Annotated in this window: 8 protein-coding genes and 2 pseudogenes; 2 read left to right on the forward strand and 8 right to left on the reverse strand. The window is 70.0% G+C overall.

Annotation, left to right across the window (positions count from 1 at the left end; genetic code table 11):
* Nucleotides 1-8: 8 nt before the first annotated feature.
* A complete protein-coding gene (gene rplC, locus ACZ5K7_RS42305) occupies nt 9-653 on the reverse strand; it encodes a 50S ribosomal protein L3 (RefSeq protein WP_351318159.1) in 645 nt (214 codons plus the stop codon).
* 17 nt (nt 654-670) lie between these two features.
* The gene (rpsJ, locus tag ACZ5K7_RS42310) at nt 671-979 is read right to left on the reverse strand and encodes a 30S ribosomal protein S10 (RefSeq protein ID WP_003948644.1); all 309 of its coding nucleotides are present in this window, start codon (nt 977-979) and stop codon (nt 671-673) included.
* A gap of 551 nt (nt 980-1,530) precedes the next feature.
* Here rpsJ and ACZ5K7_RS42315 point away from each other — a divergent pair.
* Entirely contained in the window at nt 1,531-3,183 is a 1,653-nt protein-coding gene (locus ACZ5K7_RS42315) for an RNA ligase family protein (protein ID WP_468922688.1), read from the forward strand.
* 3 nt (nt 3,184-3,186) lie between these two features.
* On the forward strand, nt 3,187-6,009 hold the full coding sequence (locus ACZ5K7_RS42320; protein WP_468922691.1) for a poly(A) polymerase: 2,823 nt from the start codon (nt 3,187-3,189) through the stop codon (nt 6,007-6,009).
* Between the two features lie 24 nt (nt 6,010-6,033).
* On the opposite strand, the gene ACZ5K7_RS42325 is transcribed toward ACZ5K7_RS42320, so the two are convergent.
* The 6 genes and pseudogenes from ACZ5K7_RS42325 to ACZ5K7_RS42350 form a co-directional block, all read right to left on the reverse strand.
* Nucleotides 6,034-6,621, reverse strand: coding sequence for a hypothetical protein (locus ACZ5K7_RS42325; RefSeq protein WP_468922693.1), 588 nt, complete (start codon nt 6,619-6,621; stop codon nt 6,034-6,036).
* A gap of 28 nt (nt 6,622-6,649) precedes the next feature.
* Complete coding sequence (locus ACZ5K7_RS42330; RefSeq protein WP_468922696.1) at nt 6,650-7,117, reverse strand: hypothetical protein; 468 nt, start codon at nt 7,115-7,117, stop codon at nt 6,650-6,652.
* 81 nt (nt 7,118-7,198) lie between these two features.
* Nucleotides 7,199-7,776: pseudogene (locus ACZ5K7_RS42335) on the reverse strand (transposase); the annotation flags it as partial.
* Nucleotides 7,777-7,877: 101 nt separating this feature from the next.
* Nucleotides 7,878-8,012, reverse strand: a pseudogene (locus ACZ5K7_RS42340) (transcriptional regulator); the annotation flags it as partial.
* A gap of 73 nt (nt 8,013-8,085) precedes the next feature.
* Nucleotides 8,086-8,298, reverse strand: a complete 213-nt coding sequence (locus ACZ5K7_RS42345; protein WP_351693732.1) for a bacteriocin immunity protein — start codon at nt 8,296-8,298, stop codon at nt 8,086-8,088.
* A gap of 27 nt (nt 8,299-8,325) precedes the next feature.
* A complete protein-coding gene (locus ACZ5K7_RS42350; RefSeq protein WP_468922699.1) occupies nt 8,326-12,954 on the reverse strand; it encodes a DUF6531 domain-containing protein in 4,629 nt (1,542 codons plus the stop codon).
* Nucleotides 12,955-13,045: the final 91 nt, after the last annotated feature.

The raw sequence follows: 13,045 nt of genomic DNA on the forward strand, positions 1-13,045 counted from the left end.
CGGTTACCTCAGGCCCCCTTGGCCGCGGTGCGGACCAGGACGAGGCCGCCGTTCGGACCGGGAACCGCGCCCTTGATGAGCAGCAGACCCTTCTCCGCGTCAACGGCGTGGACGGTCAGGTTCTGGGTGGTGACACGCTCGTTGCCCATGCGACCCGCCATGCGGAGGCCCTTGAACACGCGGCCCGGGGTGGCGCAGCCACCGATGGAACCGGGAGAGCGGTGCTTGCGCTGGGTGCCGTGACCGGCGCCGAGGCCCTTGAAGTTGTGACGCTTCATGACACCGGCGAAGCCCTTGCCCTTGCTCTTGCCGGTGACGTCGACCTTCACGCCGGCCTCGAAGACCTCGGCGGTGACTTCCTGACCGAGGGTGTACTCGGTGGCGTCGGCCGTCCGGATCTCGACGAGGTGACGACGGGGGGTGACGTCGGCCTTCGCGAAGTGACCCTTGAGGGGCTTGTTCACCTTGCGCGGGTCGATCTCGCCGAAGGCGAGCTGGACGGACTCGTAGCCGTCGACGTCGTTGGTGCGGACCTGGGTGACGATGTTGGGGCCGGCCTTGACGACGGTGACCGGGACGACACGGTTGTTCTCGTCCCACACCTGCGTCATGCCGAGCTTCTCGCCCAGGATGCCCTTGATCTGCTTAGCCATTCTCAGATCACCGGCCCTCAGAGCTTGATCTCGATGTCGACACCGGCCGGGAGGTCGAGTCGCATCAGAGAGTCAACGGTCTTGGGGGTCGGGTCGAGGATGTCGATCAGGCGCTTGTGCGTGCGCATCTCGAAGTGCTCGCGCGAGTCCTTGTACTTGTGCGGCGACTTGATGACGCAGTACACGTTCTTCTCAGTGGGCAGCGGCACCGGGCCCGCGACCGACGCACCAGTGCGGGTCACCGTCTCGACGATCTTCTTCGCCGAGGAGTCGATGACCTCGTGGTCGTAGGCCTTGAGCCGGATGCGGATCTTCTGTCCCGCCATGGCTACTCAGTAGTCCTGTCTCTGTTTAACGCTCTGGAACCCGGCGGATTCCTTTTGCTGCCTTCGTTTCCTCCGACCCACGCGGTCGGGCGTGTCGCGCTCCCGCTGACACAGATGCCCCTTGTTCGAACATCCCTGCGGGGAATGCACACGGCCCTTCCGGAACCGCAAGCCGAGGGCGGAAGGCCCACCGGGCGCCTGGCCGGTGCCGCACCGCACTTCCCGAAAGATTCCCGTACGTCCGTCCCAGTGCTGCCATAGGGCAGTTAGGACGACGAGTACTGTGGGACTCGCTTCCGGTCCTCCCGGCGGGAGGCGCACAGCATCAACACTCGACCGAGCAACTCCGACAGTCTGCCACAGCGGGTGGGGGGCTGGCCAATCGGGCCGGGGAGCTTACCCCCGGAGTGACGCAGGTCAAACCCGGGCCCTCCCCAGCAGCGTTCCCGAGGGCCTCGGCCGGTCCCGGCCGCACCGTAATCCGCTCGCCCGCCGTAACCCGGCACCCCTACGCTGAACAGGCACGACGGCTGTCACGGGGGACGTTCACCATGCGTACGCACTATCCACGGACCCGGCATCTGCCCTGGTCGCCCGGAGCGACCGCCGACGACCTCCGGATCACCGACCTGTCCGGTCTGCGCGGTCGCGAGGTCGTCGTCACCGAGAAGCTGGACGGCGAGAACACCACACTTTACGCCGACGGCCTGCACGCCCGTTCGCTGGACTCGGCCCACCATCCCTCCCGTACCTGGGTCAAGGCACTCCAGGCCCGGATCGGCCACGCCGTCCCGGAGGGGTGGCGGGTGTGCGGGGAGAACATGTTCGCCCGGCACTCGATCGCGTACGACGACCTGGAGAGCTACTTCTACGGCTTCTCGGTGTGGGACGGGGAGGGCCGCTGCCTGGACTGGGACCGCACGGTGGTCTTCCTGCGCGGGCTCGGCGTTCCCGTTCCCCGGGTCCTGTGGCGGGGCGTGTTCGACGAACGGGCGCTGCGTGCTCTGCGGTTGGACCCCGGGCGGCAGGAGGGATACGTCGTCCGGGTCGCGGACGGGTTCGGCGCACAGGAGTTCGGGGAGCGCGTGGCCAAGTGGGTGCGGGCGGGACATGTGCGGACGGACACGCACTGGATGCACGCGGCCGTCGTCGAGAACGGGCTCGGGGCCGGGGCGGCCCTGTGGGCGGTGCGATCGGGAGCGGCCGTCGACGTGCGGGCGCTGGAGGAGGCCGTGGGGCTGCCCGGCGAGGGGGACGCACGGGCCGTCGGCCGCTTCGATCCGGCGGGGCGGTCCGGGGACGACCTGCTGGCCGGCGTCCTGGCGGCGCTGCTGCACGGAGTGAGGCGGGGGCGGCTGGCGGCGCGGCTCGCCACGGTGGCGGGCATTCCGCTCGCCCGCCGGGTCGCCGACCTGGTGGGGCTGCACCCGGCTCTGCACCGGCCGTATCCGGACGAGGACCGACGGGCCGGTCTGGTGCGCTTGTCGTACGCGGCCGACCTGGGCCTGCTGCATGCGGTCGCCCGGGCCACCGCGCACACGGACGCGGCGCGCGAGCAGGTGGAGTGGTCGGCGCTGCACGCCGAGGACGTGCGGAGCCTCGGGCTGCGGGAGGCTTTCGCCGGGCTGCCGGCCGACACGGCCGCCCGGTGCCGGGCCGAGGCCCGGGAGGCGTACGCGCTGGGGCGGATCGGCAGTGCCGAGGAGGCCGTCGCCGCGACCTGGCGCTGGCGGTCCGGTGCGTTCCCGAAGCTGATCCAGACGGTCGGCCCGGCCGGCAGCGGCAAGAGCACCTTCGCACGGGGACTCCCGGGCGTGGACGCGTACGTCTCCCTGGACGACCTGCGCGAGGCGCGCGGCGCGCGCGCCGACCAGCGGGCCAACGGCGAGGTCCTCCGCGAGGGGCTCGGCCGGCTGGACCGGGCCCTGGCCGGCGGCGGGACCGTGGTGTGGGACGCCACGTCCCTCACCAAGCAGCAGCGCTCGCTGGTGCACGGGATCGGCCACCGCCGTGACGCCCTGATCACGCACGCCGTGGTCCTGGTGGACGAGGACGAGCTGGTACGGCGCAACACCCGCCGCGAGCACCCGGTGCCGCCCGACGTGCTCACCGGCCAGCTGCGGCGCTTCGTCCCGCCGTACCCCGGCGACGCTCATCGCACCTGGTACATCGGGGCGGCCGGGACCGTCGAGGAAGAGGTGTGACGCGTGCGTACGAGCGAGGAGATCTATCACCGGGTGCGCTGGGACGCGCGTTTCGACCCGGCCCGCTTCGTCCTCGGCGTCCTCCAGCGCGGCGCCGCGCCGAAGCGTGTCCCGCTGCCCGCGTTCGTGCCCGGGGGTGAGATCCCCTGGCACCGGGTGCTGTTCATCGAGGCCGACGGCGAGGTGGTGTGGGACCGGGCCACGGGGGCGGACCGGATCGACGCGACGGAGGCGGGGCGGGTTCACGAGGCCCGGCTGCTCCGGGCGCCGTTCTTCACGGCCCGTACGCCGTACGCGTGGGACGGCGCGGACTGGGGGCCCGCGCCCGCGCGGCGCGGAGACGCGTCCGGCGGTGTTCGGCTATCCGGGGGTGTTCGGGTATCCGGCGGTGTGCGGGTACTGACCTGGAACACGCTCTGGGACCGTTACGACGCCGACCGCATCGACAGTGCCGGGCGCAGGCCTCTGCTGTTGCGGGCCCTGCGCGACGCGGACGTGGACGTGATCGCGTTGCAGGAGGTCGAGGCGGAACTCCTCGCCCTGCTGCTGGGCGAGGAGTGGGTGCGGGCGGGCTGGACCCTGGGCTCGGACCCGCGAGGGCGGGACGTCGACGCGTGCGGTCTGCTGCTCCTGAGCCGGCTCCCCGTCATCGAGGCCGCGCACCACGAACTGGGCCCGCACAAGGCGGTGACCGCCCTCGTCGTGGCGGCGGGCGCACGGCCCGTCGTCATCGCGGCGACCCATCTGAGCAGCGACCACTCGGAGAACGGCGCCGACCGGCGCACGGCGGAACTCACCCGCATCGCCGAGGGCCTGGCGGGCGTGGACGCCGAGCTGGTCCTGATGGGCGACTTCAACGACGGCGGCCACACACCGCAGCTGACGCTGGGCCTGCGGGACGCGTGGAGCGAGGTGCACGGCGCCGACGACACGACCCCGACCTTCGACCCGGGCAGCAATCCGCTGGCCGCGATCTCGTCGCTGACGGGCCGGGTCTCGCGGCTGGACCGGGTGCTGCTGCGCGGGGAGGGGCTGCGGGTAGGGCGCGCCGAACTCCGCGGTGACGCGCCGTCGGCGGAGGGCACGTACATCTCCGATCACTACGGTGTCCTGGCAGAGCTCGCGTTGGGCGCTCCGGAGGCGGACGCCCTGGACTCCCTCGCCGAAGGACCGACGCCCCGGACGGCGCTGGCGTGGCTCCCGCCCGAGGAGCTGTGGACTCCACTGCAGGAGATCCGCCGGGACCACGACCCGCAGATCCGCCGCTGGCCCCCGCATGTGAACCTGCTCTTCGGATTCGTACCGGAGCACACCTTCGAGCGGGCGGCGGCGGTGCTCACGACGGCCGCCACCGCTCCCTTCGACGCCCGGCTGGAGGGGGTGCAGTGGTTCGGCCACCGGGAGGACGACGCCACCGTCTGGCTCGACCCCGCGGCCGCGGGCGAGGAGCCCTGGGCCGACCTGCACCGCACGCTCCTGCGCCACTTCCCCCGCTGCGGTGGCCGCCGCACGGGGTTCACCCCTCATCTCAGCCTGGGCCGCACCACCGACCCGAACACCCTGGCCGGGGCCTGCGCGGCCCGGCTCGCCCCGATGCCGGTCAGGGTCGGCGAGCTGGCACTGCTCTCGCGGCGCGGGGACGAGCCGATGCGGGTGCGGGCCACGGTGACGCTGGGAACGGGCGAGGTGCGGTGGGCGGAGGAGGCCGCGCAGGGCGGGGCCCAGGACATGGCGCGGGTGGCCGAGGAGACCACCCGCCGCGTCGAGGACGCGCTCCCCGACGCTGTCGTACACGCCGTCGGCTCCCGGCGTATGGGCTGCGCGCTGCCCGGTGCGGACCTGGACCTGGTGGCGGTGCTGCCCGGCACGGTCGGACTCCCCGCCGTACAGGCACGGTTGGCAGCTGCTCTGCCCGAGGCGACGGACGTGCGCGAGGTGGTCGGGGCCCGCGTACCCGGTCTGCGGTTGCGGATCGACGGGCTGGACGTGGACCTGGTCGCGGTCACCACGGGCTCGACGGATTCCGCGGAGGCGGTGTCGCGCCGGACCGAGTTGGGCGAGGCGGCCGCGATCGCGCTCAGCGCGGTGAGCGACGCCGAAGCGGTGCTGGCCTCGGTGGGCGACCACAGACCTGCCTTCGCCCGGCTGGCCACGCAGGTCAAGGCATGGGCGAGGGCCCGGGGCCTGGACTCGGCGCCGTTCGGCGGCCTGCCCGGCCTGGCCTGGTCCGTCCTGGCCGCCCGCACCACGGCCGAGGCCGCGGACCTCGCGCCAGGCGATCTCCTACGGCACTTCTTCGCGACGTGGGCGGCCTGGGACTGGCGGGAGCCGGTGGGCAGGACAGCCGACCGAACCCGCCCCCACCCCCACCTCCCCCTCACCATCACGACGCCCTCCGCCCCCGTACGCCCTTGCACCGACCAGGTGACGCCGGGCATGCGTGACCTGGTGGCCCAAGAGCTGTTCCGCGCCTGGGAGTTGCTGGAAGGAACCACGGACCCCTACCCCCGGGCCGAACTCCTCGCACCTCCCCCGCTCCACCGCCGCCACGCGGCCTGGGCGGTCCTCACGGTGGGCCCGGGCGCGGACGAGGGCCGGGTGCGGGGCAGGATGCGAGCCCTCGTCACCGACCTCTCGACGTCGGCCCCCGACTGCCATGCCTGGCCCCGCCCCTTCACCGCGAACCCGGTCCGCTACGCCATCGGCCTGGGCTCCGCCCCGCCGACCGCCGGCCATCTCGCGGCTCTCGCGGAACGCCGACTGCGCGGTCTGACCGGAGTCACGCTGACGCGGGCCGAAGGGGGCGGGGTGCCGACCCTGCGCTGACGCCGTGCGTCGGACGGCGCGCGCTCAGAATCCCCAAGGGTCATGGTGCGGAACGAGCCCGGGGTCCTCCGACCACACCAGCCGGCATTCGAGCTGCTCTCCGAGCAGTCCGCTGAGCAGCCGCACGGCCCAGCCGTTCCAGCAGACGGCGGTGGGGAAGGCGGTGGTGCGGAAGGCCGGGACATCAACCGGGATGTCGTCCGCCCGGAAGACCGAGTCCTTGATCCGGCCGATCACGTCGGGAGGCGAGGACTTCTCGCCGTCCAGGCAGTCGGCCACCCGCTCGACCAGACAGAGCAGGTAGTCGTCGTCCGCGTCCTTGATCCGTACCGGCAGCAGCTTTCCGGCTCCCTCCAGTTCGCCCCACATCAGGTCGGCGATACGGCGGCTCAGGACCGGCAGGCCGGCGCCTCCGTTGGGGAACTCGTTCTTCGGCCACGCCGGATCGCCCACCCACTCCGCGGTGAACCGCACGGGGTGCGGCCCCTCGGAGCCACCGCGCTGCCAGCGCAGGAGGTCCACAACGTCGTCTCCGAAGTGGAGGAGCTGGAAATCGGCCGTGCTCGGCAGGAGGCGGTAGACCGCCGGATTCCGCTGCGGCACATCAGACATCGCGCCGGTACTCACCGCCCGCCCGGGTTCATGAAACGGCGGCATCGACCCTCACCGGGAGTTCCGTGTCGTCCTGGACCGCACCGACGAGCAGCGACCGGCGGCCCAGGACCCAGGCCCGCTGCTCGATGTAATCGATGCCCTGCGTCCGGCCACCGTCCAGTCGGACGAGGCGCCCGGCAAGGACACCGGTCTCCACCTCGTGTGCGATCCGTCCGACCACCTGCGCGGACTCGTCGTACAGCGCTTCCAGCGCGTCGAAGCCGGCCTCCTCGTCGACCTCGCGCTCCCACAGGGTGACAGCGAGCCGCACCTGCGGGGCGTCCCCCTCGATACCCGCCAGGAGGTCGTCCTTGCGCCAGACACGAGGGAACGCGGCACCCGGCACCTGGCGCGCCACGCCCCAGCCCAGCCGTTCCAGGACGGCACCGATCCCCTCACCCGTCAGGCTCTCGTCGTCGGCCAGGAGCTCCAGAACTGCAACGACCTCGTCCACGCCTCAATCCATTCCGTTTCCCGGCACGTGGAAGACGTTCAGCCTTCCATCGGCGAATTCGTCTGGGAACTTGCTGCTGAAAAGATCCCGGAGGTGCTCGGCTCCTTCCGGGTAGGAAGTGGCATACCGCACCCCCTTGCGCGGTCAGCGTGGACCGGGACGACCTGGCGTTCGCAGATCCGGATGATGCGGTGGGTGCGAGCCGCCGTCAGATCGTGGGCGCGGCCCGGCAGCGCGGGTGAGATCCAGAGCAGCCGGCCGTCCGGATCGGTCACCGGCTGCACGTTCACGCCGTGCCGTTTGTGCTTGTGGGAGTAGTCGGCCCGGCTGTCGCCGACCCGGTCGCACTCCGCGAGGGTGCCGTCCGGTAAGACGTAGTCGGGGTCGGTTTCGCGCAGGACACGCAGCAGGCCGGGCGCGCGGCCGGCGAGCAGATTGATGACGGCGGCCGTATAGGCGTGGACGGTGCCGACGGAGATACCGAAGCCGGCCGCGATCTGCGCGAGGGTGTCGTGCCGACGCAGGTACACCAGGGCGACCAGCGCACGCTGGTGCGGCGGGAGTTTGCAACGACGGTCACCCTCGCGGATGACGATGAGCATCGTGACCCACCCGACCAAGGCGTGAGGCAGGTCGAGTGCGGCAGAATACGGAACCAACGCGGCTCCTGTGCCTGTGGGTTGAGACTACGAACACCTCCTCCAACGGCACGGGAGCCTCGTGCGTTGCGCACCCTGTCGGCGTCACCCGGTCAGTGGCCGAGCTGAAAACCCTCAGTGATCGGCCGCCCGTTGAACGCACCGTCGGAGCGCCCGACCGCCGTCCCCTCCTCGAACTTCAGCACTTCGATCCTGCCGCCCATGCCAGAGTGCGGGCCACTGTCCATCTGCATCACCAGCGTTCCTTCCGGGGTGTCCGGGGCGGCCAGGGTCACCATCGCTCCGCGCGTCGCCGGGAGAACGCCTGGCTCACAGCTCGATCGGCCGGTAGGCCAGTGCCTGATCCACCACTTCCTCAGCCGTGAGATCCCGGTCCGAGTAGTAGATCAGATCGGTTACCCGAGGATGCGGCACACTCCGCTTCAGCTCCTCCACCAACGCGTCTTCCTCCGCCTCGGGCAGACGTGCGTCAATGAGCTGCTGAACCATCTGAACGAGTTCTTCACGTGTTTTCGAGATCACGTAATACTTCCCCTCGACCTGATCCTGCTAGCTGCCGAAATGGTAGCCACCCTCCAGCACCTCCTTATGATATCGCGGCGTTACGACCACCAGGTTGTCGAGGTCGTACACACCGCCACCTCGTCCGATGGGCTGGACGTGATGCAGCACGTAACGGCCCTGGCCCGGAATGGCCTGACCGGCCGCGGTGAAAGGCGCCTTCCCCTCGGCCATGGCGGTCTGGCCGGACTTCTTGAACTGCCCGGCCAGTTCCGGATTCTTCGAGACCTCTTCCCAGAACGCCGCCCTGAAGTGGTCGAAACTCTTGAACTCGCGCCCCTGCAGCCCTCGGGCCACCTGTCCTGGAATTCTCCCCGCATTTCCATGGCTCCCCCTCAACCACTTACCGGTGATATCCGGAAGCCGGTCACCTCCTGTGACCATGCCCGGAGAATTGCGAAGCTCCGTCGCACTCTTCCGGGCCGCGATCTCGCAGGGGGTCAGACCGAGAGGATCACCCCATGTGTGCGGATTATGCACGTATGCAACGGGGTTTGGGGCGGGCTCCAGGCCGAGCGGGTCCTGGGTGAGGTAGAGGGCCGTTTCAGGGTCGTAGTGGCGGAAGAAGTTGTAGTGCAGGCCTGTTTCCAGGTCGTGGTACTGACCCGGAAAGCGGAGCGGTGTGTGAGCAGTGCCGTCCGCCGCCCACGCGGTGACACCCCACAGGGTGCTGCGGGCCCGCCCGGCGACGTTCCCGGTTTCGTCGACGAGTTCGGTGGGAGTGCCGACGACGTCGGTGACGATGGCGAAGAAGCGGGAATCGATCTCGTCCTGAGGTGCGTCCGCGGCCGACTTCCGCTCCGTCTGGGCTATCGGCGCCAGGCCGTGGTGGTCCCAGGTGAGGGTGACCGAGGTGTCGACCGACGTCGACGTGGTGGTCTGTTCGCAGAGAGCCGTGCCGTCCCAGGTGAAATCGACCTGTTCGACCACGGTGACACCGTCGTCGGCAAGACGCAGTTTCGCCGTCCTGCGCCCCAGTGGGTCATACGTGTACCGCCAGCGCGTGCCGTCGGGTGTGACGACCGAGACGAGCCGGTCCTCGGCGTCCCAGGTGTAGCGCCAGGTGTCGGGCTTGCGGGACAACCGTGTCCTCTGCCGCAGGGTCACCCGGCCGAGGTCGTCATGTTCGTAGCGGACCTTCCCGGCCCGCGTGAGACGAGTACCGCGGTAGGCGCGGTCTCCGGTGGCTTCGTGGCCGGGGTGGGTGTGGGGCCAGTCGGCCTGGGTCTGGTTACCGGCACTGTCGTAGGCGTAGGTCTCGGTCCAGTTCTCCGCCCGCACCGCGGTGACCCGCCCGGCCGCGTCCAGATCGAAACGACGGCTTCCGAGGACCGAGGCGTCGACCCCGGTCAGATTCCCGTCGGCCCGGTAGGCGAAAGACCGGTGCAGGACGGGCCGGATGTCGGTGCGCGTGATCGTCTGGCTCGTCAGGCGCCCCACCTCGTCGAACGCCTGGGCCAGGGTCGCGGCGGTGCCGATGTGCCGCGTCACCTCTCGGCCCGCCGAATCGTGCTCGAAGTCGATGACTCGCCCGGAGGTGACGAGACGGGTGAGCCGCCCCGCTTCGGCGTAGGTACGGCTGCTCGTGGCACCGGAAGGAGTGACACGGCCCACGAGCTGCCCCGCCGCGTCATAGGAATAGGTCACGGTCCGTCCGTTGACCGTCTCGGCCAGGAGACGGCCGACGCTGTCGCGCTCGAAGGTGAGCGCGGAGTCGGGTCCGGCGGCATGCGTGAGGTTGCCCAGTTGGTCGTACGCCCAGGTGGTGACGGTCCCGCACGAGTCCTTGCGTATCAGCTGGCCAAGGGCGTCGTATGTGCAGGTGATGGTCTGGCCGAGTGCGTCGGTGCGGGAGACGAGGCGCCCGGCGGCATCGTGGGCATACGTGAGAACGCGGCCGTCGAAGTCGGTCTCCGATGTCAGTCGACCGGCCTGGTCGTAGTCGTAGCTCCAGGCCATGCCCAGGGGGTTGGTGACGCGGACGAGGCGCAGGGACGCGTCGTAGGAGAACTCGTGGCGAGCCCCGTCCGGACCTGTGCGGGCCGCGAGCAGGTCGAAGTGGGTGTAGTCGGAACGGGATACCTGCCCCAACTGATCGGTGTGGCTCGTGCAGTTGCCCTCGCCGTCGTAGCTCCACTCCTCCACGGCACCGTCCGGTGTGACACGGCGCAGAAGCCGGCCCTCCGTCGACCAGGCCAGTCGCGTGGTGTGCCCCAACTCGTCGGTGATGGTGACGGGGTTCCCGAAGGCGTCTCGTTCCCAGCCGGTGGCACCCAGCTGGTCGGTGACCTCAAGAGGCATGCCCGCACGATCGCAACGCACGGTGGTCGTGCGGCCCAGAGGATCGGTGACGGTAAGGGGATGGCCTTCCGGTGTGTAGGTGCTGCGAGAGGTCGCCCCGCCTGGATCGGTGATCGACGTGCAGTTGCCGCGTTCGTCGTAGGAGTACCGCCATGAGGTGCCGTCCGGCAGGTTCACGCACGTAGTGAGATGGAGATCGTTGTACTCGTAGCGGACCGTGACACCGTCGGGCCCCGTGATCGCGACCGGCTGCCCCAGTTCGTTGACGCTGATCCGCGTGGTGTGGCCGAGCTGATCCGTCGTCGAGGTGACGTGCTGGTGGGTGTCATGGTCGGTGCGCACCATGCCGCCCAGCGCGTCGATCTCGGCGATGACGAGGGAACGCTCGTCGACGACGAAACGGCTGGTGGCACCGTCCGCGCTGGTGATCTCCGTGACACGACGGTCGGGCCAGGCCGGTGCGGCCTGGTCGTAGGCGAAGGTGTTGGCCATGTGCCCGGCCTCACCGCCTTGGGCGATGCACCGGTCCTGCTCGTCGTAGGTGTACGAATAACGGCGGAGGTTCGTGTCCTGCCACGACGTGATGCGCTGCCGCTCGTCGTAGGTGAATCGCGTCGGCGTGGCTGCCGAGCCGGCGACTTCGGTGAGGTTCCCGGCGGTGTATCCGTACCGCTTGACCGTGACGTCTCGCCCGTCCTCGCCCGCGCCGGCCAGTGCCAGCGCGATGACGCGCCCGTCTTCGACGGTGAGCTTGAGGTGATACCCACCGGAGTGGCGGACGGCCTGAGGGGCACCCTCGTCGTCGTAGTCGAAGTCGACGGTGTTGTCGTTGCGGTCGGCTGTTCGCTCCAGGAGTGCCACGCCACCGACAGGAGCGGCGAAGCGGCGGCTGATGCCCGTGAGCGGCTCGGTGATGAGGTAGCCACCCGTGTCCAGCCGGGTCAGCGGCCAGAGAGGGCCGCTCTCAGGAGATACGGAAACCGCGGGCCCCTCGGGGTGCGGATAGGACAGCAGCATGCCGTCCTCGGTGACGAACAGGACTCCCTGCTCGTCGATTTCGAGACGCTGGTCGACAGTGGAGGACCAACTGGGCCCGAACCAGCGGCCCGAGCGACCACCCGACGAAGCGCGGCGGGTGAAGTCCAAGGCCAGGGTTCCCGGCAACGCGACATCCGTCTGCGCCAGGTACATATGGCCGGTAGCCGGGTCGATCGGGTCGCCGCATCCTTTGATCAGGCCTTTCAGCCTGCTGTAGGCGCCCTTTGAGCCTTCCGCGAGCAGTCCTCGGGCGGACTTGAGGCCCCGCAGACCTCCAGCCATCGCCTTCATGCCGCCCTTGATGTTCCTCAGTTCCTTGAGGCCCTTGGCGAGCTTGCCGAGGCTGGTGATGCCCTTGCCGCCGGGTATGCAGTCCAGCGCGGCGAACGCCACATCCCATAGAGACGCTTGGCCCTTGGAGTATTTGTAGAGCGTGTCCGCGAGCACGACGAGGGCGGCGACGAGGACGATGGCGCCGAGGATGGGCCCGCCGATGATCAACGCGATGATGCCGACGACCGCGACGACGACCTTGCAGACGGTGACGATGGTGTCCCAGTTGTCCTCGAACCAGTGCCCGACGTCCTGCCACCAGTGCCGGTTCGGGATCCCCGCGTCGGAGGCCTCGTCGATCTTCCGCTTCGCCTCACCCGCCGCGTCGTCCCGCATCTTCCGGGCGTCCTCGGCCATCTTCTTCGCGGCGTCGAGGGCGTTCTGCGCGGTGGTGACGTCCGACTGCGCCTTGGTGTGCGCCGACTTGGCGCTCTGCACGTCCCGGGTGGCGGCCCGCACCTTCGCCTCGTCCGGCTTGTCGGCGGTGGACTTGCTGCCGGTGGGGTCGTCCTTGTACTTGTCCGCCTCCTTGCCGGCCCGGGTGACCCACGAATCGGCCGACGACAGCCGGGACTTGGCGGAGGAGAGATCCGACTGGGCTTCCTTGGCCTTGGCCAGGGCCTTGTCCGCCAGGGCCTGCGCCCGCTCCAGCTTCGGCCAGTAGTCCGCGAGCGCGTCGCCGCACATCTCGTACGACTTCTTCAGCTTCTTCAGGTTCTTCGGGACGTCCTTGAACTGCTCCTTGAACACCTCGGCGGATTTGCCGGCCCACTGCAGGAGGGTGTCCTCGCCGGCCATGCCCTTGACCAGGCGCAGGGCGTCGGACACGTCGTCGGCGAAGTCGTGCAGCTGTGTGGCGAGGGTGCGGACGCGCTGCGGGTCGCCCGGGGTCGGGTCCCTGTCGAGGTCGAGTGGATGCCAGTCCGCCGGCCGATACCCCGCCATAACCCGCAACCCCCGTCGCGTGTGCCCCGTCAACAAGCCTGTGCACAAGCGAACTTACAAGGAACGGTCGTTCGAGGTAAGCCCGGCGGTC

This window comes from Streptomyces sp. NPDC031497 (genome assembly GCF_055580905.1).